Annotated in this window: 20 protein-coding genes; 13 read left to right on the top strand and 7 right to left on the bottom strand. The window is 45.4% G+C overall.

The genetic code is table 11. The features are described 5' to 3' along the window. Positions 1–175 precede the first annotated feature (175 nt). Positions 176–1,015 (top strand): head GIN domain-containing protein, encoded by an 840-nt coding sequence (locus U2P89_RS09510; protein ID WP_313381082.1) that lies wholly within the window; start codon positions 176–178, stop codon positions 1,013–1,015. Between the two features lie 258 nt (positions 1,016–1,273). Here U2P89_RS09510 and U2P89_RS09505 read toward each other — a convergent pair whose 3' ends face one another. Further along, on the bottom strand, positions 1,274–2,260 hold the full coding sequence (locus tag U2P89_RS09505) for a peptidoglycan bridge formation glycyltransferase FemA/FemB family protein (protein ID WP_313381084.1): 987 nt from the start codon (positions 2,258–2,260) through the stop codon (positions 1,274–1,276). 206 nt (positions 2,261–2,466) lie between these two features. On the opposite strand from U2P89_RS09505, the gene U2P89_RS09500 reads away from it, so the two are divergent. After that, complete coding sequence (locus U2P89_RS09500) at positions 2,467–5,706, top strand: S41 family peptidase (protein WP_322191266.1); 3,240 nt, start codon at positions 2,467–2,469, stop codon at positions 5,704–5,706. Between the two features lie 139 nt (positions 5,707–5,845). Next, complete coding sequence (gene galE, locus U2P89_RS09495) at positions 5,846–6,877, top strand: UDP-glucose 4-epimerase GalE (protein ID WP_322191265.1); 1,032 nt, start codon at positions 5,846–5,848, stop codon at positions 6,875–6,877. 46 nt (positions 6,878–6,923) lie between these two features. Here the strand turns inward: galE and U2P89_RS09490 are convergent, their stop codons facing one another. Further along, positions 6,924–7,760 carry a phosphatidate cytidylyltransferase gene (locus tag U2P89_RS09490; protein ID WP_322191264.1) on the bottom strand — a complete coding sequence of 279 codons (837 nt, stop codon included), beginning with the start codon at positions 7,758–7,760 and terminating at the stop codon, positions 6,924–6,926. Positions 7,761–7,784: 24 nt separating this feature from the next. Next, positions 7,785–8,228, bottom strand: a complete 444-nt coding sequence (locus tag U2P89_RS09485) for a DUF5606 domain-containing protein (protein ID WP_322191263.1) — start codon at positions 8,226–8,228, stop codon at positions 7,785–7,787. A gap of 258 nt (positions 8,229–8,486) precedes the next feature. Here U2P89_RS09485 and U2P89_RS09480 point away from each other — a divergent pair, with 258 nt between their 5' ends. The 8 genes from U2P89_RS09480 (at position 8,487) to U2P89_RS09445 (ending at position 19,331) form a co-directional block, all read left to right on the top strand. Beyond that, a complete protein-coding gene (locus tag U2P89_RS09480) occupies positions 8,487–9,689 on the top strand; it encodes a lactonase family protein (protein WP_322191262.1) in 1,203 nt (400 codons plus the stop codon). Between the two features lie 197 nt (positions 9,690–9,886). Next, complete coding sequence (locus U2P89_RS09475) at positions 9,887–10,528, top strand: porin family protein (protein ID WP_322191261.1); 642 nt, start codon at positions 9,887–9,889, stop codon at positions 10,526–10,528. 277 nt (positions 10,529–10,805) lie between these two features. After that, a complete protein-coding gene (locus U2P89_RS09470; protein WP_322191260.1) occupies positions 10,806–11,888 on the top strand; it encodes a sensor histidine kinase in 1,083 nt (360 codons plus the stop codon). A gap of 199 nt (positions 11,889–12,087) precedes the next feature. Beyond that, complete coding sequence (locus tag U2P89_RS09465) at positions 12,088–12,855, top strand: LytTR family DNA-binding domain-containing protein (RefSeq protein ID WP_322191259.1); 768 nt, start codon at positions 12,088–12,090, stop codon at positions 12,853–12,855. Between the two features lie 258 nt (positions 12,856–13,113). Next, on the top strand, positions 13,114–14,625 hold the full coding sequence (locus U2P89_RS09460) for a TolC family protein (RefSeq protein WP_322191258.1): 1,512 nt from the start codon (positions 13,114–13,116) through the stop codon (positions 14,623–14,625). 41 nt (positions 14,626–14,666) lie between these two features. Beyond that, on the top strand, positions 14,667–15,734 hold the full coding sequence (locus U2P89_RS09455; protein ID WP_322191257.1) for an efflux RND transporter periplasmic adaptor subunit: 1,068 nt from the start codon (positions 14,667–14,669) through the stop codon (positions 15,732–15,734). A gap of 45 nt (positions 15,735–15,779) precedes the next feature. After that, positions 15,780–18,938, top strand: a complete 3,159-nt coding sequence (locus U2P89_RS09450; RefSeq protein ID WP_322191256.1) for an efflux RND transporter permease subunit — start codon at positions 15,780–15,782, stop codon at positions 18,936–18,938. Positions 18,939–19,013: 75 nt separating this feature from the next. Further along, entirely contained in the window at positions 19,014–19,331 is a 318-nt protein-coding gene (locus tag U2P89_RS09445) for a PG0541 family transporter-associated protein (RefSeq protein WP_091909519.1), read from the top strand. A 93-nt stretch (positions 19,332–19,424) separates the two neighbouring features. Here the strand turns inward: U2P89_RS09445 and metA are convergent, their stop codons facing one another. The 4 genes from metA to U2P89_RS09425 all read right to left on the bottom strand — a co-directional run bounded on the left by metA (position 19,425) and on the right by U2P89_RS09425 (position 23,294). Next, on the bottom strand, positions 19,425–20,360 hold the full coding sequence (metA, locus tag U2P89_RS09440; protein WP_091909523.1) for a homoserine O-acetyltransferase MetA: 936 nt from the start codon (positions 20,358–20,360) through the stop codon (positions 19,425–19,427). A 17-nt stretch (positions 20,361–20,377) separates the two neighbouring features. Further along, positions 20,378–20,830 (bottom strand): aspartate carbamoyltransferase regulatory subunit, encoded by a 453-nt coding sequence (gene pyrI, locus U2P89_RS09435; RefSeq protein ID WP_019539212.1) that lies wholly within the window; start codon positions 20,828–20,830, stop codon positions 20,378–20,380. A 262-nt stretch (positions 20,831–21,092) separates the two neighbouring features. Continuing rightward, positions 21,093–22,013, bottom strand: a complete 921-nt coding sequence (gene pyrB, locus U2P89_RS09430; protein WP_322191255.1) for an aspartate carbamoyltransferase — start codon at positions 22,011–22,013, stop codon at positions 21,093–21,095. 78 nt (positions 22,014–22,091) lie between these two features. Next, complete coding sequence (locus tag U2P89_RS09425) at positions 22,092–23,294, bottom strand: saccharopine dehydrogenase family protein (RefSeq protein WP_091909529.1); 1,203 nt, start codon at positions 23,292–23,294, stop codon at positions 22,092–22,094. 354 nt (positions 23,295–23,648) lie between these two features. On the opposite strand from U2P89_RS09425, the gene U2P89_RS09420 reads away from it, so the two are divergent. Both U2P89_RS09420 and U2P89_RS09415 read left to right on the top strand, forming a co-directional pair. Beyond that, positions 23,649–24,953 carry a mechanosensitive ion channel family protein gene (locus U2P89_RS09420; protein ID WP_313381100.1) on the top strand — a complete coding sequence of 435 codons (1,305 nt, stop codon included), beginning with the start codon at positions 23,649–23,651 and terminating at the stop codon, positions 24,951–24,953. A gap of 148 nt (positions 24,954–25,101) precedes the next feature. Next, positions 25,102–26,184, top strand: a complete 1,083-nt coding sequence (locus U2P89_RS09415; RefSeq protein WP_313381101.1) for a ketoacyl-ACP synthase III — start codon at positions 25,102–25,104, stop codon at positions 26,182–26,184. Positions 26,185–26,329 lie beyond the last annotated feature (145 nt).

Raw genomic sequence — 26,329 nt, 5'->3', positions numbered from 1 at the left:
AAAATAGTGAAAAAAAACATAGAATAATGTAACCAAACAAGAGTTAATTGCGTCTAATAAGAAAGCAGAGGAAATTTCGCGTCAAGGAAAATTTGTTTGACCCGGTTTTTTACATGCGTATTTTAAAGGATCAAATACAATCGCTATAAAAAATATAAACTAAACACTATTAACAATGAAGACATTATTCACTATTATCCTTGCCACAGTGGCATTCGTCAGCGCACCGGCGCAAAACAAAATCATAAAACAAAACCGTCAGGTAGCGTCATTTTCCGCTATCAATGCTTCGGGTGGATGGGATGTTATTGTTCGCCAGGGCGACCGTCAGTCGGTTTCCATAGAAGTAAGCGAAGAGGTATTGGATAAGGCCGTCGTGGAAGTCAAAAACGGCACGCTGCATATCTATAACAAGAGAAACAACCGTACATTCTCTCTTCGCGACTTAGGTAACACACGAAACATAATCCAAAAGGCATACGTTACCGTTACGGATTTAGGAAAGATAGAAGCATCGGGTGGTGTGGATATCAGTTTTGAAACACCCGTAAAAACCGGCGATTTCGAGCTTGCATTGAGTGGTGGCACTGATCTGGAAAATTTAAGACTGGACTGTAGACAATTTAAAGGACAGTTTTCAGGCGGATGTGATGCGGAGATCAGGTTTATTTCCGCACAGACCGTAAGAGCCGATGTGAGCGGCGGTAGTGATGTGGAATTGTATGATATATCCGCACAAACGACCCGGATTTCCGCCAGCGGAGGTTGTGACATTGAACTGACGGGGAAGACTGACGAGCTTACCCTGACTGCGAGTGGCGGATGTGATGTTTCGGCTTCTAAACTCAACGCACGTAATTGCAATGCCGATTTTTCAGGCGCTGCCGACGGGAGTATCCGTGTTACAGACCGCCTCGATATCACTGTGTCGGGTTCAGCCGACGTAACCTGTTTCGGTAATCCGGGCGATGTAAACAAAAGAGTAAACAAGAGCAGTTCATTGAAATTCAGCTGATAATAAGATAACCACTATACAGCCTGACAATCGGTAATACAGGCATAATTGAAAAGGTGAATTTTTACAAAAAATTGAAGCCATTTTCCTATACATTTAATAGGGAGGTGGCTTTAATTTATTACTCTGAGATTGTGTGTGTTGTAACAGGTGTAAGATGGCTTCCATTATTTATATATGGCAAATTTACGTTCATTCGATATATCGAAATTCGCTTTCAGGTTTTTCGGTTACTTCTTACTTGATATAGCTGAACTTTCAATCGTAGATCCGGTTGGCAAAGAAGTTAAGTAACCCCCAGTTGAACCGGTACCAGCGTCTCGTGGCTCGCTGTTTACCACCGAACTGAAGCAGGAACCGTGAGCGACCGGCATTTTTATTCAGAAAACTTACATCCATAAAATCGAAATAATGGAAACCCTTGTTTTCCGATATCTGCATGGCCTGATAAATGGTGAAAATCGTGGGGTAGAGTAATTTGTATCGTTTCGATTTGCCCCAATAGTAAAGGCAATAGACCGTCTCTTTTTTCTCGAATCCCAGAATGGCGCCCCCGATAATTTTACCCTGATAGCGGGCAAGTAATATTTTTCCTTTGCCTTGCTTTATATAGTGACAGAAGAAATTCTCAAAATATTGGTAGGGTGGGAACCGGCGCGATATCTTTTTGTTGTTTGTATCACTGATCAGCTTATACATCTCCGGTAACTTCTCTTCAGAGGTGAATTCCTCTATCACGACCCCCTTTTTTAATGCGTTGTTGACCTGGTTCTTCCTGCTCTTCGAAAGCTGATCCCAGATTCTTCTTTTACGCTGGAGCGAGTTCCGGATATTGATCCATTTTACCGAATAGAATCCGTTTTCCCGAAACCCCTTATAACCGAAAATGGCATTGCCCAGGTTTTCATAACGGATGAAAAAAACCCTGTTACGTACCTCTTTGACCAGATGGGCAATAAGGGCATCGAATATCTCTATCTGGGGTAGTTTTTTTCTGAAGAAAGCCGGTTGTTGGGAGATAAAGCATCTTTTAAATAGTTTACCTCTCAGGAAACGATTGATCCGCACAATGACAGCGAACATGGCGGCTACCGGCACCTCATTCTCGAAAACAACAAGCATTAAAGGGGTGTAGGCGGGACTGTTGGCGTACCAATCGAACGATGAAGGGCTGTGAAAAAAATTGACTTCCTCCATCGGAGGAAGATCCTCTTTACGATAATATGCTTTTACACTGTATCCCATATCTGTTTGAGTGCGCAACACGGATCAATATTAAACAAAAATACTAAAAAAAACTAATATCACAATGTGATTGTCTCTTTTCGATAATCAGAGCCTGTTTGACACTATTATGGTTTTAGATTTTATAATTTTTATGTAATTTTGCAAATTAACGGTGCGTAAACGGTATGATACCGTCTGACCGCCATGATCTAATAAATATTTCAATGAGAAAAATCCTGTTTTCTTCCTTGCTTTTACTGGCTGCTTTTTGGCTACATGCCCAGGAAGCCCCTCTCTGGCTTCGTAATAGTGTAATCTCTCCGGATGGTGCCACCGTGGCGTTTACTTACAAAGGGGATATATTTACCGTGCCGGTTTCCGGCGGAAAAGCTACACAAGTGACTTCACATGCATCTTACGATACCCGCCCGGTCTGGTCGCCAAAGGGTGATAAACTGGCGTTTGCGTCCAACCGTGAAGGAAATTTTGATGTATATGTGGTTACACTCCAAACCGGACAGACCAAACGCATCACTTCCCATTCCAATAACGAATATCCCGAAGGGTTTCAAAACGACACAACCGTACTGTTCAGCGCCTTTATCCAGCCGGCGCAGGAAAGCCAGCAATTCCCGATCGGATTGTTCAACCAGATTTATACTGTGTCTTTGAATGGAGATCGGCCACAGATGATTTCTCCAACTCATATGGAGGATATTGCGCGGCACGGGAATTTATGGCTTTATACCGACAGGAAAGGTTATGAAGATGCATGGAGGAAGCACCATACCTCGTCCATCACCCGTGATGTGTGGTTGTATGACAGCAAAAAGAAAACGCACCGGAAACTGACCGGTTTTAAAGGTGAAAACCGCAATGGTGTCTGGTCGTCCGACGGGAATAGTTTCTATTACCTGAGTGAGCAGGACGGAACGTTTAATATATACCGTGCCGGCCTTGAAGGTGATGCACCGGTTCAGTTGACACACTTCACGGACCATCCCGTACGTTTTTTATCAGCCGATAAAAGTGACAATCTCTGCTTTTCTTTTAACGGGGAGTTGTACTATATGCAAAAAGGTGAAAACCCCCGTAAAATAGATGTCCGTATCGTTTCCGACAATTTTGAAAGGGACATGGTTCCCCAGACCCTTACTACCGATGCAAGAAGTATCGCCGTCTCACCCAACGGAAAGGAGATCGCCTTTATTGCCCGCGGTGATGTGTTTGTCACTTCCATCGAATTCAATACCACAAAACGTATTACCGATACCCCTGAACAGGAGCGCGATGTGGATTTCAGTCCCGACGGGCGTTCGCTTGTCTATTCGGCGGAACGTAATAATACGTGGAATATTTACAGCACCGGATTGGTGCGGAAAGAAGACAAGTACTTCTGCTATGCCCGCGAACTGAAAGAGACAAAGCTGACCGACACCGACGCTCCTTCGTTCCAGCCACTGTTCTCTCCCGACGGGAAAGAGATAGCTTATCTGGAAGACCGTTCCGCTATTTATGTGCTCAATCTGGAAAGCAAGAAGTTGCGAAAGGTGATGGATGCCAAATACAATTATTCCTACAGCGATGGTGACCAGTGGTTTCAATGGTCGCCCGACAGTAAATGGATACTCTCGGATTATATTGATACTGGTGGTTGGAATAACAAGGATGTAGCATTGATAAAAGCTGATGGAAGCGGAGAGACGACCAACCTCACGCTCAGCGGTTATACCGACGTACGAGCCAAATGGGTGCTGGAAGGTAAGGCGATCCTGTTCTTCTCCGACCGGGCCGGATATCGCAGCCACGGCAGTTGGGGAGCACATCGCGATGCCTATCTGATGTTCCTTACTCCTGATGCTTACGATGATTTCCGGATGGACAAAGAGGAGCGGGCGCTGAAAAAAGAGATGGAAAAGGAGGCGAAGGATAAAGATAAGAAATCTGAAAGCAAGGAGAAAAAAGGAGACAAGAATGCAAAAGAGGAATCGAATGCAGATAAGGATTCAACCAAAACTGTGGAACCGCTCGTTTTCGATCTTGATAACCGCCGTCACAGGGTGGTACGCCTGACGCGCCACTCTTCCAATTTGTCCGATGCATACCTGAACAAGGATGGATCCAAACTCTACTATCTTGCCAGTTTTGAGAAAGGAGTCGACCTGTGGGAACAGGATTTCCTTGAAAATACGACCAAGCTGTTAAGCAAAGATGTAGGCTATGGTTTATTGCTTCCGGACAAAGAGGAAAAGAATCTGTACCTGGTATCGCAGGGAAAGATAAAGAAGATAGAGAACGGAAAAGTGACCGAAGTATCGTTTTCCGCCCCCTTTAACTACCGCGGTGCGGCGGAAAGGGTCTATATCTTCGATCATGCGTGGAAGCAGGTAAAGGATAAATTCTACGATAAGGAATTACACGGTGTGGATTGGAAGATGTATGGAGAAACATACCGCAGATTTTTGCCCCATATCGATAATAATTTCGATTTTGCAGAAATGCTGTCGGAGATGCTGGGTGAACTGAATGCATCGCATACCGGTGCACGTTATTCACCTCCCCGTAGTAGCTGGCAGACAGCTACCCTGGGTGTATTCTGGGATGATACCTATAAAGGAGACGGTTTGAAGATCAAAGAGATCATGAAAGGAAGCCCTCTCATCAAGGCAAATACGAAATTGAAGACAGGTGTGATCATAGAGAAGATCGACGGAGAACCGGTGGAAGCGGGAAAGACCTGGTGGCATTTGCTTGACGGAAAGGCAGGTAAACATGTCATCATCACCGCTTATACACCCGGCGAAGGAGATCGGTTCGAAGAGATTGTGAAACCTATTACTTACGGAGAGGAGAACGAATTATTATATAACCGCTGGGTGGAACAACGGGAAGAATTGACTGAAAAATATTCCGGTGGACGCATTGGCTATATCCATATCCGCGGGATGAACAGCAGCAGTTTCAGGGATGTTTATCAGAATCTGCTTGGAAAATACCGTAATAAGGAGGCTGTAGTGGTAGATACCCGCTTCAATGGAGGAGGGTGGCTACATGACGATCTGGCGACTCTCCTGAGCGGGAAGGAGTACCAACGATTTACACCCCGTGGAGAGTATATCGGCAGTGATCCTTTCAACAAGTGGAACAAGCCTTCCATTGTGCTGATGGGAGAGAGCAATTATTCTAACGCACACGGATTCCCCTGGGTCTATAAAGAATTGGGAATCGGAAAACTGGTGGGTGCCCCCGTGCCGGGAACCATGACCGCCGTATGGTGGGAGACGCAGATCGATCCATCGCTGGTATTCGGTATTCCGCAGGTAACTGTGGTGGATACGAAAGGCACCGTGATGGAAAACAATCAACTGGAGCCTGATGTGAAGGTCTATAATTCTCCGGAATCACTGCTGAGTGACGATGACCTGCAACTGAAACGGGCAGTGGAGGAGTTGTTGAAAAATTAAAAGTGAAAAATTAAAAGTGAAAAGTGATGGGAAGGGGAGAGGAGAGTGGGATGTATAGTCCTAAAATGAAAATAAAAAGGTGATTGGGATTTCAAATCTTGAATCTTGAATCTTGAATTTTGAATTGAAATTAAATATTATGGCAAAAAAAATTCTTGTAACAGGAGGAACCGGATACATCGGTTCCCATACCGTGGTCGAACTGCAACAGGCCGGGTACGAAGTGGTGATTATTGATAACTTGTCCAATTCCAATGCCGATGTATTGGAAGGTATCACCCGCATTACCGGGAAACGCCCTGTTTTCGATAAACTCGATTGTACTGACTTTGATGCGATGAAGGCGTTGTTCCGGAAATATACCTTCGACGGTATCATCCATTTTGCAGCCAGCAAGGCGGTAGGAGAATCGGTGGAAAAACCGTTGATGTATTATCGCAACAACATAGTGTCGTTGATTAACCTGTTGGAATTGATGCCGCTGCATAACGTGAAAGGGATCGTGTTCTCTTCTTCATGTACCGTTTATGGAGAACCTGATACAAATCCGATCGATGAGAATGCCCCTGTCAAACCGGCCACATCACCCTACGGAAATACCAAGCAGATCAACGAAGAGATCATCCGCGACTTTGTACATTCGGGCGCTCCTATCAAGAGTATCATTCTTCGTTACTTTAATCCTATCGGCGCTCATCCGTCGGCCGAGATCGGGGAATTACCTTTAGGTGTACCGCAGAACTTAGTGCCTTATATCACGCAGACAGGGATCGGCATACGCCAGCAACTAAGCGTATTCGGCGACGATTATAATACTCCTGACGGTTCTTGTATCCGTGACTTTATCAACGTGGTAGACCTGGCTAAAGCGCATGTGATTGCTATTGAACGGATGCTTGATGACAAGTCGGATGAGAAGGTGGAGATATTTAACCTGGGGACCGGAACCGGCCTTTCCGTACTGGAATTGATCAAGGTGTTCGAAAAAGTATCCGGGAAGCCTTTGAACTATAAGATTGTCGGACGGAGGGAAGGTGATATTGAACAGATCTGGGCTCAACCCGATAAAGCCAATAACGTGCTGGGCTGGAAAGCCGTGGAAACCATCGAAGATACCATGGCTTCGGCCTGGAAATGGCAACTGCGTCTCCGGGAAAAAGGGATGATGTGATAGTTTGGGATCATCCCTTTGTTCTTATTCGAAGAAGTGAAATAGTTTAAAGAGAATGGAACAGGATCAGGTAGAGATAAACGGCCGGGACAGTCACCAGGAGACTGTCGATCCGGTCGAGTATTCCGCCGTGTCCGGGAATGAGGTTTCCGGCATCTTTTACGTTGCATGTCCGCTTGATAAGTGATTCGAACAAATCACCTAGTGTACCGAACAGGGCGACCACCACGGCCAATCCCATCCAGAAAGCGGTAGAGAAATCGGGATGGAACCGGTTGAAGATCAGGGAGGCGAGCACAGTGAACAGGATACCTGCAATAAAACCCTCTATCGATTTTTTTGGTGAGATATGTTCTATCAACTTGTGTTTGCCGATCAGCGATCCTATGAAATAGGCAGCCGTATCATTCACCCAAAGGAACACAAAGAGTGCCAGTACCGGAACCCAATTGTATTCGCTGCCTGCCATATCGGGCGAATAGGAGATAAACATGAGCAGGCTCAACGGCATGGTAATATAGACCTGCCCGAACACCGAATAGATGATACCATGAAGGATATCATGCCTGCGCAGGAAAATGGCTGAGGCAATCAGTATTAAGAGATAAGTGAGTATAAAGACAGGTAGGAGATAGGTATAGATACCTTCCAGATAGAGAAAGACCGATATAAAGATGATAACTCCCATCAGGATATTGAATATCTTGCTGATGGCATGGGAGGTGTCTTTCTCAACCATACGGTAAAATTCAAACAGCCCGGAACCCAATATGGCTCCAAAAACTGCAAGGAATGAAAACCGGCCTCCCAGCAGACCTAAAAGGATGACCAGGATGTAAATGATGCCGGCTCCCGCACGGGTAATGATATCTTTTATGTTCATTATAAGATAAGGAATAGTGGAAAATTATTCTTTCCCTTCCCCGGTTTCAGGTTCGTCAGAAGGATTTACCCCTGTTTTGTCCGCTTCTTCCAGGTCGATGTTATGCTCCGTCAAAATGTTATACCAGGAAATAATTTTTTTTATATCCCCGGCATAGACACTGTCCCGGCTGTAATCAGGCAACACCTCCGCCAGATAGGCAAATAGTTCTTTACCGGACGATTTGGAACCCAGGGATACCTGTTTGCCTCCCTCTTTTTCTTTTATTTTTTTCAGTACCTCCCGCAACGGAGTGTCTCCACTTTGGGTATATATGGATACATCACTCAGGGCTACCACCTTCTCCTGTGCGTATATGGGAACACGTTTTCCATCGGCAAGCGATTCAACGATATTCATATTTTTATTGGTGGAGATGAGTTTATATAAGCCTGGACGGCCCGTGATGGATAATATTTCGGACAACATAATTAATTTCTTGTTTTACAACCGGGTTTATTTTTGACGGTGCAAAAATACGGAGTCCGCACCACATTCGCAAACTTTTTCCCAAAAAGAGAATTTGTTTCGGAAAAATAAGTTACTTTCGTGAAATGCGCTTCGAGCGTAGTGTGCTTTGCACGATAGTGCCTTAGGCGATAGTACTTGCTTTACTCGTGATAATGTCTTCGATAATAGTGTGCTTCGTGCGATGATATATGCTTTTGACCGATAAATGTAAGAAAGATGATAAAAAAAATAGTAATGGCAGTAATGACAGCAGCTTTGTTAGTTTCATGCACAGGAAACCGTTCCGGAAAAACAGGCGACAGGAATGCATCGGAGGAGACGCTTCCGGCGATAGAGACTATGGGTGGAGACCTCTTTTTATTGGCAGGAACCTACACTTCCAAAGAGGGCAGCAAAGGGATATATTTATACCGTTTCAATATAGATACCGGGAATTCCGACTCGGTCAGCATGGTGGAAGTCGATAACCCGTCGTACCTGACCTTGAGTCCGGACGAGCGGTTTATTTACACGGTAAGTGAAAATAACGAGTCAGGTAGTGCCGTACACGCTTTTTCGCTCGATAAACGGAGCGGGAAGATGGAACTGCTGAACTCCCATCCTGTGAACAGTAGCGGCCCCTGTTATATTACTATCGACAGTAAAGGGCGGAATGTGCATACCGCAAATTATGGAGGGGGAACCATTACTTCGTTTCAGGTAAAAGAGGATGGCACACTTACTCCAGCCGTTTCGATGATTGCTTTCAAAGGATCCGGTCCTGATTCCATTCGACAGGAGAGGCCTCATTTACATAGTGTAAGATATTCTCCCGACGGGCAATACTTGTTTGCTGCCGATCTGGGTAGTGATAGACTCTACCGGTTCTCCGTGAACGATACTCCCTTTGAAGGACAACCCGGTTTATTGGAGAATAGCCTGAAAGAATTTGTAACACCTGCAGGTATCGGACCCCGTCATTTCGATTTCCATCCCGATGGGGGCAGGTATCTCTACTTGTTGGGTGAGTTATCGGGAGAAGTGATTGTATATGATTATTCCTTCGGTGAATTGACCCAAAAACAGGTAATTGCCGCTGATACGACGGGTGCCAGAGGTAGTGCCGATATTCACATTTCACCCGACGGACGTTTCCTCTACGCTTCCAACAGGCTGCAGGCCGATGGAATCGCCATCTTTTCCATTGATCCGGACGAGGGGACACTCACTAAAACGGGTTATCAATTGACAGCAAAGCATCCACGTAATTTTGTGATCACTCCTAATGGGAAGTTCCTCCTGGTAGCCGGCAGGGATGATAATAAGATACAGGTGTTCCGCATCGATACCGAGACAGGACTACTGACCAATACCCATCAGGATATCCCCGTCAGTAAGCCGGTCTGCCTGAAGTTTGCAGGAACAGCCCGGAACGACTGAGTTTTTCACCTTCATCATTTTTTCAATTCACATTAAGGTTCAATATCGTTTCAGTATTGGTTTTTCACATTTCAAGCCTCTGATTTTTCGGTTGGATACTTTTTTTGTACCTGGCATGATACTCGTGTACTACTTTTGTGTCGTCAGGCTTGAAGAGAAGAATAGCCAAAATTTGTCCAAATTTAAATATTGAAACAATGAAGAAAAAAACAATTTTAGTAAGTTTAGTTGCCCTTATAACCATAGGGATAACAAGTGTGAATGCACAAACACCTATCTATTGGGGTGTGAAAGGTGAAATGAATCTGTCGAACTTTTTACTGAACGACTTCGATTTGCTTTCGAGTAAAATGAAAGCAGGACCCAACTTAGGAGGGTTCATGAGGGTCGAATTACACGATAATTTTGCCATTCAACCGGAACTGTCTTTTTTCTATAGAAATGCTAAGATGGAAGCCCTGTCGGAAGACGACACATTCAAGCAGTGGGGAATGCAGCTCCCGGTATATGCTTTGGGTCAATACAGAACCTATAACGGATTATTCTATGGAGGTATTGGGCCGTTCGTAGGATTGGGTTTTGATGCAAGACTTGATGATCTGGACATAGACCTGTATAAAGAAGTAGCGGGGAAAACGCCTATGAACCGTTGGGACTTTGGTCTCGGGCTCTTGCTGGGATATGAGTTCAACAGTGGTTTGCAACTGAACGCAGGGTACCAGTTCGGACTGGTTAATCAGGCGGATGAGTTGACCGCTTTGAAAAATGTAATCAGCGGCTCGGACGATGCTAAAATGCGGACACAAACTGTGAACGTAGGCATAGGATATCGTTTCTGACAAAAGCAGAACGCTGAACCCAAAGAGATTGTCTCAAGATCCGGCCATAGAGGCCGGAAATGGAACCTCATTCGATGCCCAACATGAAGAAAAGTGTGTGACGACATGGAGATGGGCCGGGTTTTGATACGGGTGTCTAATTGAGACAATCTCCTCGAACAGACACTTTTTTTGATCCCGATGAACATTTGCCTGACAACGGATGTTTATCGGGTCTTTTCTCTCTTGTTTTCCGTACATTTGTGAGTCTGTTATAATAGAAATGGCAATTGAAAAAATGAAATTACGAAAAGAACGATTTTTTATTCTCAGTTACAATAGAAAGACGGCGCTTATCGCGTCGGTCATCATCAGTTTTATCCTGGCGTTTGTCATGCTCTCGTCGTCGATGTATTACTCCATATCGTTAGATAAAAACAGCGGGGTACGGCTGGTTGATATTATTACTCCGGAGTCTGTTGTGACGCTGTTAGCCAATACGTTGTTTTTCTATTTTGTTTTTCAGCTGCAATTTTGGGCGGTAACGCACTTCCTGAACCGGCCGTATAAAATGTGGCTGTTCTTATTGGGGTTGTTCGTGTTGATCATCTTGTTGGGCCCCCTTTTTTCACAGATGCAGTGGTGGTGGTTTCGTGATGAAGTATCGCCCGGAGCCTATTCCACACTGCACTATGTGAAAGACCTGATCATCTTTATTATCTCTTTTCTCTTTACGATATTGATCTATTTTATCAATCAGAATCAAAAGAGGGTGATCGAAAACCAACACCTTGTTTTCGAGAGTCTGCAAAATCGGTATAATGCACTCAAGAACCAGACCGATCCGCATTTTCTGTTCAATTCGCTGAATACGTTGAACGGATTGATCGGATATGATGATCAACGTGCCAAAAATTATGTGGAACAACTTTCCCATGTGTTCCGTTATACGATGCAGAGTAGGGAGGTGGCCAGATTGGTTGATGAGTTGGAGTTCGCAGAGTCATATATCTATCTGATGAAGATCCGGTATAACGACGGGTTGGATGTGCAAATACGTATCGACGATGAAAAAAAGGGATATTATATGATCCCGTCAGGACTGCAAATACTCATTGAGAACGCCATCAAGCATAATGTCGTCAGTCGGAAAAAACCTCTTCGTATCGTGATCGAAACCCTGCCGGATGACAAAGTGCGTGTGGAGAATAACCTGCAGATAAAAACCGGGGAGAGGGAGAGTAGCGGGTTGGGGCTGTCGAATCTGAACGAACAATACAGATTGATGTTCGGAAAAGAGATCATTGTCTGTTCTGCCCACGGGCTATTTTCCGTTGAGATCCCGCTCATAAAAGATATGGATATTTATAAGGGTAAGTAAAGGCACCTTCGATGAAACCGGCATGGTTAAAATAATCGTTGAACATGCAAAGGAACTATTTCGTTAAGCGAATACAGAGGCAAAACTTGTTTTGACTATGTTGAGCGTATAAATAGTCTAATGTAATTGAATGATTATTTTAATCATCAATGGTTCCATCTGGCGATAGTGTGAAAAAATAAGAAATAAAAACAAACAGATGAAAATAGTAATTGTAGAAGATGAATTTGTTGCCGCACAAAACCTGGAGCGGATGATACAAGAAGTGGATGGAAGTACGGAAATTCTGGCCGTGCTGCAAAGTGTGGAAGAGTCTGTAGAGTGGTTTTCGATAAACGCTTCCCCCGATGTGGTTTTTATGGATATTCATTTGGCCGATGGTGATGTTTTCTCGGTTTTCGAGGAAGTTGAAATCCTTAGTCCCATTATCTTTACTACCGCCTACGATGAATATGCGTTAAAAGCATTCGAGGTAAACAGCATCGACTATCTGCTGAAACCGATCATCAGGCAGGATCTTGAGAGGGCGATGAACAAGCTCACTTCATTAACCTCCCAACAAAATAACAGAGAGCTTGTCTCGCAAATCATGCAATCGATGCATGAATCGAAGATACCCTATAAGAGGCATTTCCTCATTCCGAATAAAGACAAGCTTACCCCGCTGCCGGTGGATGAAATTGCTTATATCTATACCGAATATAAAATAGCAAAAATTATCTGTTTCAATCAAAAGACATTCTCTCTGGACAGCTCCCTCGATGAGTTAATGGGCCAGTTGAATCCGGCCCAATTTTTTCGTGCCAATCGGCAATATATTGTATCACATCGCGCCATAGAGGATATGTCGGTTTGGTTCGGAGGCAAGTTGGCGGTAAATCTCTCGGTGGAAACGCCCGAGCGAATCATTGTGAGCCGGGCGCGCAATCGTGACTTTAAAAATTGGTACATGGATAATATCCTATAGATTTTCTCTCACCTCCTTATCTTTCTTGTTATAAATACCGCCCGCCTCCTCTTGCCGGAAGAGCCTGCTGTTGCCTTTGGCTGTTCCCGGCCGGAAACATTGATTGTTGCCTCCGTCTCCCTGTCGCGTTTTCCTGTAATCGCTTTAAAGTACGTTATCGTCGTTTAAAGATTCAATTTTTCCAGCTCAGTATTTTTTTTAAAACAGGGTCAGCTGTTGTTTCATAATTTTGCAGCCGTAAATGTAGAATGAAAACAGATGAAAATGAGAATTATGAATCCGGACAAACAGCAATTTACCTGTTTATTGACACTGATCACACTCTTTGTTTTCCCTCTCTCTGCCCAGCAAAAACTCACGCTCGATGAGTGCCGTACGTTGGCGCTTGAACAGAACAGGGAAATTCGTATCGTGCAAAATGAGATGCAGGCAGCCACCCATGCCAGAAAATCCGCGCAAACACAATATCTTCCCAAAGTAAGTTTCGGAGGGGCATGGTTGCGTACAGGCAAGGCTATTCAACCGCTGGAGAATGACCTGTTCCTTCCGGTAGTGCCGTTCAACACCATTGATCCCGCAACGGGGAGGTTTAACCCGGAAGCGTTGAAAGATCCCGAGACGGCTGTGAACACGCTTGTTATCAATCCTGAAACTGGGGCGCCCATGGTCGATCAGGCGGGGAATCCCATCTTCAAGAACTACGCGATGCTGCCGGCCGATAAACTTGTTTTTGACCATAAGAACAGTTATTATGCCCGTTTTACCGTTACCCAGCCAATCTTTACGGGTTTTAAAATTACGGAAGCCAACCACATTGCCAGGCGAGCTGAAAATATTGCCAAAGAGAAGGAGGTGCTGACCCGGGCGGAGGTCGTGGCCAAGACCGACGAAGCTTTTTGGCGTGTGGTGTCGCTACAGGAGAAATTGAAGCTGGCAAATGCTTATGAAGCGTTGCTCGACAGGCTGGTCACCGACCTCGAGAATATGTATGCCGAAGGTATCATTACGCGGAATGATGTGTTGAAAGCCCAGGTAAAACAAAACGAAGCAAAACTGAAAACATTGCAGGCCGAAAACGGATGTGCGCTCTCAAAAATGGCGCTGGCACAGATTATCGGGATGGAAGAGAGCGAGATAGAGGTCGATACGGATACTATGGAAAAGCCTCCGCTTTCCATGCCGGCTTCTTTCTACCAGGAAATCTCTCCCGATAACCGGGCAGAGATAGCCATGTTGAAGGAGAAGGCAGCCATCATGGAGTCGAAAAGAAATATCGAACGTTCCAAATTTATGCCCGATGTGGCGCTTACCGGGGGGTATGGATGGATGAATCCTAATCCCTACAATGGATTGAGAAGTGAGTTCGGGGGAAATTGGAGTGTGGGAGTAATGGTCTCGATACCTATTTTTACCTGGGGGGAACGCCGACATGATCTTCATGCCGCGAAGTTGAAGAGGGAGAATGTACAGCTTGAACTCAACGAAGCCCGCGAAATGATTGACCTGCAAATTCGCCAGAATCGCTATCGATACAGTGAGGCATTGAAAAAAGCGGAGATGACCGGGCTTTCCAGGAAGCAGGCTGAAGAAAATATGCGCGTGGCAAAAGAGAACCTGATGGAAGGCCGGAGCCGCCTGACTGAACTGCTTGAAGCCCAACTCCAGTGGGAAAATGCCTCCTCGGAACATATCGACGCGCTGGTGGAGATGAGGACAACACTTCTGGAACTGGATAAATCGACAGGCGAGATTTACAATTACCTTTATTGAGACTTACTTACATTTTAAACAAAAATATACATTACAATACAATGATGAAACTGACAAATAAAATAGCTTACGCGACCTGTTTGCTCACCATTTTCGCGGGCGGATGCAGTACAAAAACGACAGAGAACAGCGGTCATTCCGCGACAAGTCCGGCAACCGCGACAAAAGTCACTGTGCATGTTGCGAAAGAGATGGAGTATATTCCCGTGTTGAATTTTACAGGTACGGCCGAAGCAAACAGGGAAGCTGCTCTCGGAGCTTCTATCCCGGGACGGGTGGAGAAGATTCACTTCTCCAAGGGCAGTTATGTCCCGGAAGGAGCCGTGATAGCCGAGATGTCGGACGAAATGCTGATTCAGGCACAAATTGAATTGGAAGCGATTCGCAAGGATTTTGAACGGATAAGCCGCCTGAAAGAAAAAGAGAGCGTGAGCGTGATGGACTACGACCATATCAAGGCCAAGTTCGACGCGTCGCAAACCAAAGTAAATATGCTGAAGAAGAATACCTCTATTACCGCTCCTTTCGGGGGAGTATTAACCGATATAACGGTGCAGGAGGGAGAGAATTATACTTTTGTTCCTTCGGTAAGCTCCGACCTGAAAATGCAGAGCGGTATACTTACCATACGCCAGCTCAATCCGCTGAAAATAATTATAGAAGTGAACGAAAAAGAGATTAACTCCATCAGCCGGGGACAACATGCGGATGTGGTGTTTGATGCTTATCCGGATGAACCCGTTTCAGGGAAAGTGAGCTATATTTCACCTGTCCTGTCGTCGGTGACCCGTACCGCCACGGTAGAGGTTACCATTCCCAACAGGGAAATGAAACTGAAACCGGGTATGTTCGGCAGGGTTTCGATCTCCATGCCGCAGACAACCGGCGTGTTTGTCCCCGTAAATGCCCTGTACAGGCAACAGGGAACGGGAGAAGACTATCTCTTTATGGTCGTCGACCAGAACCGGGTCACCCGCCGGAAAGTCACTCGTGGCGAATCAAAAGGGAACCTTATCCGGATCCCCGAAATCAGTACCGATGAGTATGTGGTTGTCGATGGGAAAAATAAATTGGACGACGGTTCGCCTATTGAAATAGTGAATAAATAACAGGGAGTTTATCCTGCTTTTGATCATCTTATAAACAATATACAAATGAAATTACCCGAAATAGGTGTGAAAAGACCTGTGGCAACCGCCATGCTGTTCATAGCAATTATCCTGCTGGGAATCGTATCGCTCAAGATGTTGCCGCTTGACCTGATGCCGGAAATGGAGTTCCCTTCCGTGACGGTGATCACCGTATATCCCGGAGCCTCGGCCAACGAGGTAGAAGAACAGGTCACCAAGCCATTGGAAACCGTGCTCTCTGCCGCAGAGCGTTTGACGGAAATCAAATCGACATCGAAAGAGAACGTCTCATTCATTCAACTCAGTTATGAATGGGGAGGTGATGTGACCTCCGCGGCAAACAATGCGCGCGACCTGATCGAGTTGGGAAAGAATCGACTGCCGGCAGCAGCACAACAACCCATTATCTACAAGATCAACTCCTCGATGATGCCGGTTCTGGCGTATGCCATCAATGCCGATGCCCATTACAACGGTATCGAGCATATTGTGGAGGAAGATATCGCCTCTGCCCTGCGCAAAGTGGAAGGGGTGGGGACAGTGCTTTATTTGGGACAACCCGAACGTGAGATAAAAGTAAATATCAATCCGCAACAGATGAAGGCATACGGACTGTCAACATCGCAGATATCTACAATGCTTAAAGCCAATAACATCAATATCCCCGCGGGAAACATCAATCTGGGTGTGTACGATTTCTCTGTGCGTGTGCCCGGGAAATTCGAATCGGTGGATGAAATAGGCAATACGGTGTTGAAAGCGTTCAACGGTCAGGTTGTACGGTTGAGAGATGTGGCCGACATCGAGGATACGTTCAAGGAAAAAGAATCGTTTGCCCGTAATCACATCGGCGAAGGAGTGGCCTTGATGGTACAGAAACAGTCGGGAGCCAATACCGTGGAGGTGGTGGATGCCGTCCGTGCGAAGATGGCAGAGCTTGAGCAGCAACTGCCTGCAGATATCCGGGTGAACGAGATACTCAGCTCGGAAGAGATCATTACCGGTTCCATCAGGAACCTCACCTCTTCTATATGGTACGCCCTTGTCTTTGTAACGTTGGTTGTCCTTATGTTCCTGCGTGAGTGGAAATCGAGCTTCATTGTTTTCATCACCATGCCGGTATCTCTTATTTCCGCATTCATAGCGATGTATATCATGGACTATACCATCAACATATTTTCGTTGATGTCGCTCGTGATTGCCATAGGAATGGTGGTGGATAACGCGATCGTGGTACTCGAAAATATCACGCAGCATATCGAAAAGGGAGCCGATCCCAAACAGGCGGCTATCTTTGGAACTTCGGAGATGGGCATGGCTATTATTGCATCAACGGCAACAACGCTGGTGGTATTTCTCCCGCTCCTTTTTATGGGGGGGATTGTAGGAATCATGTTTAAACAGCTTGCCATTCTTACGGTCGTCTGCATGACCATGTCGCTCTTTGCGGCGCTTACACTCACTCCCATGCTTTCGTCGAAGTTGCTGAAGAGGGCTCCTCGCGATAAGGAAGAACAGCGCCGTTCTAAACTCTATACTGCCAGTGAAAAGATATTCAACCGGATCGAAGACGGGTACAAACGGGTACTGGGATGGGCGGTTTTTCATAAAGGCATGACGTTGGCCGTGGCATTGCTTGTTTTTGTGTTAACGATGTGGTTAGGCAAACGAATAGGTACCGACTATATTCCCGATTTTGATGCGGGAACGGTATCCGTGGTGTTCGAAACCGAAGTAGGAACGGCGGCAAATCAAACAGACAGCGTCGGGCAGCAGATATTAAAAATTATGCTCGACGAAATACCTGAAATAGCCGACGGCGCTATCGCGTCTATCTCAGGTCAGACACGTGACGGGGCGCTTACAACCGTAGGTTTCAAAGAAGGTAAAAATGTAGGGACGGTACTTTGTCACCTTGTGCCGGTTGAGCAACGGAGTCGCTCTGCCGCCGAAGTGGCCGAATCTATCCGTCAGCGGGTGGAAGCGATCCCGCAAATAGAGGCAGTAAGTATACAGGGAGGGAGCGCCCTGGCTACTGCCGTAACGGGAAATAAAAAACCCATCGAAATTATTGTTTCCGGAAATGATCTGGATAAAATCAAAGCAGTGGCTCTTGATTTTGAGAAAAAAATGATTGCCGAGAAATCGTTTACCGATGTCTCAACCACTGTTGATCCCGGCAAGTTAGAGGTACAGGTGCGGGTCGATAAGGAGAAAGCATCACAGATGGCATTAAATGTTGCCATGGTGGGGATGCAGGTACGACAGAATCTGTACGGTACCGAGTCGGGTGAGTTTACCGAAGAGGGAAACGATTACAGTGTGGTGATACAATATGCGCCGGAGTACCGCAATGAAGTGTCGAAACTCCGTGAAATGCAGATTACCAACCTGCTGGGGCAACAGATACCCCTCTCGTCGGTTGCCGATATTGTGGAAGAGAGCGGTCCGATTGAGATACAGCGCCTGTCACAACAGAGATATGTGAAAACTGTCGCCAATTTGAACGATATCTCCCTAGGTGAAGCTACCCGGCTAGCCCAGCAGTTGATCGATGAAACCACCGTCCCGGAGGGCATAACCGTTGAAATCGGTGGACAGGTAGATGACCAGTCTTCATCATTTCAATCGCTCTATCTGATTTTCTTTTTGGGTATAGCGCTGGTGTATATGGTGATGGCGGCGCAATTTGAATCGTTTAAAGACCCCTTTATCATTCTTTTTGCCATTCCCTTTATCCTTGTGGGGGTTATCCTGGCGTTTTTTATCACCGATATCACGTTAAGCGTTGTCACCTTCATCGGACTGATCATGCTTGTAGGGATTGTAGTGAATAACGGAATCGTGCTGGTCGACTATACCAATATGCTGCGTAAACGGAACTATTCTCTTCGTGATGCCGTGATGGAGGCCGGTCGCTCGCGTCTTCGCCCCGTACTGATGACCTCGCTTACCACCATTCTCGGTATGTTGCCCATGGCTCTCAGTACAGGAATGGGAAAAGAGATGTACGCCCCGCTGGGTGTCACGATTATTGGCGGACTGTTCGTGTCGGTGCTCACCACCCTGATACTGGTCCCCACCATGTATACGGCGCTCTATCACCGTACATTGATAGAGGATCGTATCTCGGTTCGGTTGGCCAAGGGAAGGGGTAAAACAGAAGAGAATAGGACAAATTAATCACTCATTGTTTTTGTAGTGGGAGGGCGATGAAAGATTGCGCCTCCCGCTATAAACATTAATCATAGTTTTAAAATGAAGTTTATCTATATTACATGTAACGTAAGTATGCTGGAAACCCTGACACTTTTGCTCGATGAGATGGAGTATGCCGATTATCAGGTAATAGAACAGGTGACAGCCATGAGCCGGTGGGGAGAACCCCGGCAAAATACCGCCGTATGGCCGGGTTACAACTCTGCCATTATTGTGCAGGAGGTTGATCCGGTGAAAGCAAAGGGGTTGATCGGAGAAATCAATAAGATGAATGCGGCAGCGTTCAACAACAGTGAACTTGTCGCCGCCTACATGTGGGGAATAGAGGAGTACACCGTGGTAAAACCGGTTGAATGACCGGGTCAGGGTAAAAGTAAAAACAGATCGGATGAGGGAATATGCTCTTGAGATGAGCGTTTCCCTTACCGGTGTTTCCAGGCTACGAATGCTTTACAACTCTCCCAACTGTGCAACCTCTTCGATGTTGAATGGAGTGGCCTGATATACAAAGTAATTCAACCAGTTTATGTATAACAGATTGGCGTGAGATCTCCATTGCACTAACGGGGGTTGTTCAGGATCATTGTTCCTGTAATAGTTTTCAGGCAGTGCGACAGAGTCCATCCCTTTCTCCTTGTCACGTATATATTCCTTATGCAGGGTGGAAGGAGAGTATTCGGAGTGGCCGGTTACGTAAAACTCCCTTCCGCCACGCGAAGTGACAATATATACGCCGGCTTTATCCGATTCGGAGAGAATGGTCAGAGCGGGATGCCGGTTGATCTCTTCGGCCAGGATAGTGGTATGCCTGCTGTGAGGTGCATAGAATTCGTCATCGAAGCCGCGGAACAAGGGGAATGAAGGATCGTTTATCCTATGCTTGAAAACGCCGAAGAGTTTTTTCTCCAACGGATATTTATTGATACCGTAAAAATGATGCAATGCAGCCTGGGCCCCCCAGCAGATATAGAAAGTGGAGGTGACATGCGTACGTGCCCAATCTAAAATCTGGGTGAACTCTTTCCAATACTTCACCTCATCAAAAGGCAGCATTTCTACCGGTGCTCCGGTGATAATCATCCCGTCGTAATAGGTGTTTTTTATTTTGGAGAAATTGGTGTAAAACGACATGAGGTGCTCGATAGGCGTATTCTTGGGAGTATGCGTGGAGAGTCCCAGAAATTCAATCTCAACCTGAAGCGGAGAATTGGACAGAAGGCGTATAAGATCGGTCTCGGTCGTGACTTTGACCGGCATCAGGTTGAGAATCAGGATTCTCAGCGGACGTATATCCTGTGTGGATGCACGCAAATCGTCCATCACAAAAATATGCTCCTTTTTTAATATCTCAATCGCGGGTAATTTATCGGGTATATTGACGGGCATAATTAGTTCAATTTCAATTATAGAAGGACTACTTCTTCTTTTTTTATTTTTACTTCGCAGTAGTGGCACTGAAGTTCCACTTTTTCTTTGTCTGTCACATGGAACCGGGTTTTCATCGGTTCATTGTTGGTGATACATTTGGGATTGTTGCACTTCATGATCTCCACAATCTCATCGGGAAGTACCACCTTCTTTTTCTCTACCACCTCGAAATTACGGATAATATTCAAATTTACATTAGGCGCAACCAAAGCAATACGGTTGAGTTCATCTTCACGGAAGAATTTATCCGATACCTTGATGATCCCTTTGGATCCCATCTTGCTGCTCTTCAGATTATTGCCGATAGTGATCCGGTTGTTCAGTTTCTGCAGTTGAAGCAGTGAGACCACTTTGAAAACGGCATCACTGGGTATATGATCGATGGCTGTGCCATTCTCGAGCGCTGCAACCTGTAGTTCTTTTCCCATAGTTTTTTTAAAAATTACTAATTACTAATTACCAATTACTAATTACCAATTACAAATTAGCGATCTTTTTCGGTTCGTTGGTCTCCCGGTCTCCCAGCCTCCCAGTCTTCTCAATCTCCCAGTCTGACCTTCCTGCCATTTTTCACCATTCGTTTCGCGCAATCTGCTCCTGCCCGGCAAACCCAAGTAAACTTGTTTTACTCTCACTTACTCACAGATTTCACTATATAATTGTCAATTATCAATTATCAATTGTCAATTATTAATTATTATCTACGATTCCCATTAAATCGCAAATAATAGCCTGTCGTGTGTACATCCCGTTCTTTGCTTGCTCAAAATAGTAAGCTTTCGGGCTCTCATCCACATCCTGGTCGATTTCTTTCACGCGCGGAAGCGGGTGCAGCACCTTCAGATTCTCTTTGGAATCATCCAGCATACGGTTATGCAGGATATATACATTCTTTACTTTTTCATATTCCATCAGGTCGGTAAAACGTTCTTTCTGCACGCGGGTCATATAAAGGATGTCGGCGCTGTTGATCGCTTCGGGGGAGAATTCCGTAAATTCCCTGTAAGAGATCTGTTTGTTGTCGCAGAACGTTTTGTACTTGTCGGGGATATGTAACTCTTCCGGCGCTACGAAATTGAATGTAGGATTGAAGTGGGAAAGTCCCTGGATAAGCGAGTGTACCGCACGTCCGTATTTCAGGTCGCCCACGATGGTGACGGTGAGGTTTTCCAATGTCCCCTGCGTCTCGTAGATGGTGAACAGGTCGAGCATTGTCTGCGTGGGATGCTGGTTTGAACCATCCCCGGCATTGATTACGGGTACGGGCGATATCTCCGAGGCGTAGCGGGCCGATCCTTCCAGATGGTGGCGCATGATGATGAGGTCGGCATAGTTGCTTACCATCATGATGGTGTCTTTGAGCGACTCCCCCTTAGTGGAACTGCTGGTGGCCGAGTCGGAGAAGCCGATGATACGTCCGCGCAGGCGGTTGACTGCCGTCTCGAAACTGAGCCTTGTACGGGTAGACGGCTCGAAGAAAAGCGTGGCACACACTTTTCCCTGCAACAAATCACGGTCAGGATTCTGCTTGAACCTGGAAGCACTTTTGATGATACGATAGATATCATCCCTGTCGTAATCGACGATATTGACTAAACTTTTGATCCCCATTTGTCCCTGTTTTGAGATTATTGACAAAATTAGAAAAAAACCTTGCAATTGGTAATGCAAGGTTTAAAAATAATTTTTTTACACTTCCAGATCTATGTCGAACTGTTCGTGCCAGGGCAATCCCTGTTTATTGAGTTGATCCATGAAGGGATCGGGATCGAACTCTTCTACGTTGAATACACCCGGTTTCTTCCAGATACCCTGCAAAAACATCATGGCCCCGATGGTTGCCGGTACGCCGGTAGTATAGCTTACACCCTGGGCACCGGTCTCTTTGTAAGCCTCTTCGTGGCTACAGTTATTATAGATATAGTAGGTACGTTCTTTACCGTCTTTAATACCCCGTATACGGCATCCGATGGATGTCTCTCCCGTATAATTCTCTCCCAGTTCGCCGGGATCGGGAAGTACCGCTTTCAGAAACTGGATGGGTACAATCTTTTGTCCGTTGTATTCCACTTCATCGATCCGGGCCATACCGATATTCTGGATCACACGCAGGTGGGTGAGGTACTCCTGTCCGAAGGTCATCCAGAAGCGTGCCCGCTTGAGGGTGGGGAAGTTCTTCACGAGCGATTCCAATTCCTCGTGATAGATCACGTAGGACTCTTTGGGGCCGATCTCGGGGTAGGTGAGCGGTTTGTGGATTTCGTGCGGCTCCGTTTCCACCCATTGTCCGTTCTCCCAATATTTTCCTTTTTGTGTTACTTCGCGGATATTGATCTCGGGATTGAAATTGGTAGCAAAGGCTTTACCATGATCGCCAGCGTTGCAATCCACAATATCGAGATAGTGGATCTCATCGAAATGATGTTTGGCAGCATATGCCGTAAAGACACTTGTCACTCCGGGATCGAAGCCGCAGCCGAGGATGGCTGTCAGCCCCGCTCTTTCGAACTTTTCTTTATAGGCCCACTGCCATTTGTATTCGAACTTGGCTTCATCTTTCGGCTCGTAATTGGCCGTATCGAGATAGTTTACGCCGCATTCCAGGCAGGCATCCATGATGGTCAGATCCTGATAGGGCAACGCTACATTAATCACCAATTCCGGTTTTTGCTCGTTGAACAGCTTTACCAATTCCGGTACATTGTCGGCATCCACCTGCGCCGTCTGAATGGTTACACCTGTACGGCGTTTCACATCTTCAGCAATGGCATCGCATTTACTTTTGGTACGGCTTGCCAGTATAATATCGGTGAACACATCGCTGTTTTGTGCCACTTTATTGGCTACCACTGTTCCCACACCACCGGCGCCAATGATCAGTACTTTTCCCATATTTTTGTTAAGTTGTTTAGATATAATAATTTTGAAAGCAATTCCTTCATCTCTTCATAGCAGAGTAAGGGCTGCCTTGACAAATCCTATTCCACAAAGATAGTGAAAGGTGAGCGCAGAATATCAAACTTGTTTGAAGATTCTGCCGAACCGCATCCTATATTCTACAAATATACAATGAATCCGTGAAATGAGGCGTGTTTCACCTAAAAATTGTACCTTTGTCGTTTCATCACCTTATCTGATGATATATTAATTAGTTAATCAAATAACGCATGTTTTGATTCCTGACCCCTGATTATCTTTGCGTTTAATCTTTGCGCTGTCAGGCTTCTTTAAAAGACAAATAATTTTATGAACGAAGAGAACATCCAACAAATTTCACGTTCGACCAATGCTGTCAGCGATTGGTCCCTCCAATTACTCCAAAGCCTCGGAATTACTGATACCTGGGCTAAGTATATCAACCTGGTCATCTTGTTGATAGTATTAACAGCACTGGTATTTATAGTGCAATACCTTACCCGTACTATCCTGAAGAAGATACTCAACCGTTTTGGGAAGATTTCACGCGCCGAATTCCCTAAAAATCTTTCTAACAGAAGATTTCCTCATTACCTGGCAATGGTGATACCCTATAGCCTGGTAAAAGGTTCCATCCCTATTATTTTTGACCAATTCCCGAAAACAATGGTATTGATCAATAAATTAATCGATATTTTCCTGATATTCTATGTGATATGGCTTCTGATGTCTGTTCTTAATGCATTCTTTGACTCGCTTGCCAAGAAACCAAGGATGAGGGATAAGCCGCTGGAGAGTTATGCCCAGGTGGTGAAGATTGTGCTCTATTGTGTCGGCTTTATCGTTTTTTTCTCTATCCTTACCGGACAAAATCCTGCTCATATCCTGACCGGCCTGGGAGCCCTTTCTGCCGTATTGATGCTGGTATTCAAAGACCCTATCCTTGGATTTATGGCCAGTATCCAGGTGTCGGCCAATGATATGGTGCGTATTGGTGACTGGATCACCATGCCCAAGTATGATGCAGATGGGGATGTGTTCGAAATTTCACTCACTACCGTGAAAATAAGGAATTTCGATAAGACCATTACCACTATCCCTCCTTACTCACTGGTGTCGGAGTCGTTCCAGAACTGGCGCGGTATGGTAGAGACCGGCGGGAGAAGATTAAAACGTTCTGTTTTCGTGAAACAGTCGACCATCCGGTTTATGAAGGATGACGAGTTGAAAGAACTGGAAAGGATAGGACTTATTTCGGATTATATCCGTTCAAGGAGTGCCGAGATCGATGAGTACAACAAGGCGAGGGGTGTGGATAAGTCACTTTCCATCAATGGAAGAAATCTGACCAATATGGGCCTTTACAGACATTACCTGCTTTCTTATCTGAAAAATCATCCTGATGTGCATCAAGGGCTGCTGATACTGGTACGCCAGTTGCAACCTACTTCAAAGGGACTTCCCCTGGAACTCTATTTCTTTACTGCTACAACCAATTGGGTTAAATATGAAGATATATGTTCCGACGTGCTTGATCATGTGACAGCAGCAGCTAAATATTTCGACCTGGAACTTTACGAGGATGTCTCTAATCCGGTCATCACCAAAATACCCGAAACCGGGATAACCCATTAATACAATTAGTTTTCCGTTGATTAAAATGGTTATTTTTACCTGTTTGTGGTTTATTTAGAAAAAATCATGTACTTTTGTATTCCCTAACAGGAAGTAGAGAGGTAAAAAAGAGATACAAGGTTATCAAGTCAATTAAGAAAGATTTACAATGAGTAAGCTTTATAGTGTTTTTACCGGAACAGGCAGTTATGTTCCTGCCAAACAGATAAAGAACGAGTTTTTTCACAATTATGAGTTTTATGACTCTACCGGAGAAAAATTGCTCACACCCAACGAAGAGATCACTCGGAAATTTGAAGAGATCACCACTATCGCCGAGCGGCGCTATGCCAGCGATGATGAGTCGACTTCCGATCTGGCTCTTGTAGCATCTCAGAGAGCTTTAGAGGCGGCAGGAGTGGATAAGGAGGAACTCGATTATATTATTTTTGCCCATAACTTCGGTGAGACAACCAAGGATAATATGCGGATAGATGTGTTGCCGACGATGGCTGCCCGTTTGAAGCAGAAACTGGGTATTGCCAATCCTTCTGCCGTAGCATATGATATTTTGTATGGTTGTCCGGGATGGGTGCAGGCGGTTATTCAGGCCGACTACTATATCCGTTCCGGTGATGCAAAGAAGATATTGGTTGTAGGGGCAGATGTGCTGTCACGTATATCCGACCCGCACGACCGTGACAGTATGATCTATGCCGACGGTGCAGGCGCAGCGGTCATGGAGGCAAGAGAAAGCGATATCCCTGTAGGTGTTATCGGTCATAATTCGCGTAGCGATGCATTGGAATATGCCAATATGCTTTATTTAGGATATTCCTATAAACCGGAATTGGCAGAGAAAAAAGAATATTACCTGAAGATGAATGGCCGGCGTCTTTACCAGTACGCCCTTGAGAACGTGCCGAAAGCCATTAAAGCCGGACTTGATAAATTGAAATTACATGTCAATGAGATCGGTAAGGTACTGATCCATCAGGCAAACGGGAAGATGGACGATGCTATCCTGAAGCGGTTATTTAAATTGTATAACCTCAAGGAGGTCCCTGAACATATTATGCCGATGACTATTTCATGGTTGGGTAACTCATCGGTGGCTACCGTCCCTACGTTGCTCGATATCATTACACGTGGTGAGATGGACGGGCATACCCTCAGAAGCGGAGACAATATTGTATTGGCTTCGGTAGGTGCCGGTATGAATATCAACAGTATTGTTTACCGGATTCCATAAGGATATCCTTTTACCCATAAAAATTGAGGGTGGAATTACTGTAATGTGATTCCACCCTCTTTGGTATGTCGGGCATGGTATTAAGCTTGTAGGATGTAAGTTCCTGTATGTGCCGAGTTGATAGGAAACATTAGCGACTGGCAAG

Origin of the sequence: Proteiniphilum sp. (assembly GCF_034331125.1) — a bacterium.
GTDB classification, from domain to species: Bacteria; Bacteroidota; Bacteroidia; order Bacteroidales; family Dysgonomonadaceae; genus Proteiniphilum; species Proteiniphilum saccharofermentans.
The sequence above is the reverse complement of the archived record's forward strand: the minus strand, read 5'-3'. Positions and strand labels throughout refer to the sequence as shown.

What these genes read in the sequence shown, in the direction of transcription:
- U2P89_RS09510 (WP_313381082.1), top strand. Translation starts at nt 176, where the DNA reads ATGAAGACATTATTCACTATTATCCTTGCCACAGTGGCATTCGTCAGC.
- U2P89_RS09505 (WP_313381084.1), bottom strand. Translation starts at nt 2,260, where the DNA reads ATGGGATACAGTGTAAAAGCATATTATCGTAAAGAGGATCTTCCTCCG.
- U2P89_RS09500 (WP_322191266.1), top strand. Translation starts at nt 2,467, where the DNA reads ATGAGAAAAATCCTGTTTTCTTCCTTGCTTTTACTGGCTGCTTTTTGG.
- galE (WP_322191265.1), top strand. Translation starts at nt 5,846, where the DNA reads ATGGCAAAAAAAATTCTTGTAACAGGAGGAACCGGATACATCGGTTCC.
- U2P89_RS09490 (WP_322191264.1), bottom strand. Translation starts at nt 7,760, where the DNA reads ATGAACATAAAAGATATCATTACCCGTGCGGGAGCCGGCATCATTTAC.
- U2P89_RS09485 (WP_322191263.1), bottom strand. Translation starts at nt 8,228, where the DNA reads ATGTTGTCCGAAATATTATCCATCACGGGCCGTCCAGGCTTATATAAA.
- U2P89_RS09480 (WP_322191262.1), top strand. Translation starts at nt 8,487, where the DNA reads ATGATAAAAAAAATAGTAATGGCAGTAATGACAGCAGCTTTGTTAGTT.
- U2P89_RS09475 (WP_322191261.1), top strand. Translation starts at nt 9,887, where the DNA reads ATGAAGAAAAAAACAATTTTAGTAAGTTTAGTTGCCCTTATAACCATA.
- U2P89_RS09470 (WP_322191260.1), top strand. Translation starts at nt 10,806, where the DNA reads ATGAAATTACGAAAAGAACGATTTTTTATTCTCAGTTACAATAGAAAG.
- U2P89_RS09465 (WP_322191259.1), top strand. Translation starts at nt 12,088, where the DNA reads ATGAAAATAGTAATTGTAGAAGATGAATTTGTTGCCGCACAAAACCTG.
- U2P89_RS09460 (WP_322191258.1), top strand. Translation starts at nt 13,114, where the DNA reads ATGAAAATGAGAATTATGAATCCGGACAAACAGCAATTTACCTGTTTA.
- U2P89_RS09455 (WP_322191257.1), top strand. Translation starts at nt 14,667, where the DNA reads ATGATGAAACTGACAAATAAAATAGCTTACGCGACCTGTTTGCTCACC.
- U2P89_RS09450 (WP_322191256.1), top strand. Translation starts at nt 15,780, where the DNA reads ATGAAATTACCCGAAATAGGTGTGAAAAGACCTGTGGCAACCGCCATG.
- U2P89_RS09445 (WP_091909519.1), top strand. Translation starts at nt 19,014, where the DNA reads ATGAAGTTTATCTATATTACATGTAACGTAAGTATGCTGGAAACCCTG.
- metA (WP_091909523.1), bottom strand. Translation starts at nt 20,360, where the DNA reads ATGCCCGTCAATATACCCGATAAATTACCCGCGATTGAGATATTAAAA.
- pyrI (WP_019539212.1), bottom strand. Translation starts at nt 20,830, where the DNA reads ATGGGAAAAGAACTACAGGTTGCAGCGCTCGAGAATGGCACAGCCATC.
- pyrB (WP_322191255.1), bottom strand. Translation starts at nt 22,013, where the DNA reads ATGGGGATCAAAAGTTTAGTCAATATCGTCGATTACGACAGGGATGAT.
- U2P89_RS09425 (WP_091909529.1), bottom strand. Translation starts at nt 23,294, where the DNA reads ATGGGAAAAGTACTGATCATTGGCGCCGGTGGTGTGGGAACAGTGGTA.
- U2P89_RS09420 (WP_313381100.1), top strand. Translation starts at nt 23,649, where the DNA reads ATGAACGAAGAGAACATCCAACAAATTTCACGTTCGACCAATGCTGTC.
- U2P89_RS09415 (WP_313381101.1), top strand. Translation starts at nt 25,102, where the DNA reads ATGAGTAAGCTTTATAGTGTTTTTACCGGAACAGGCAGTTATGTTCCT.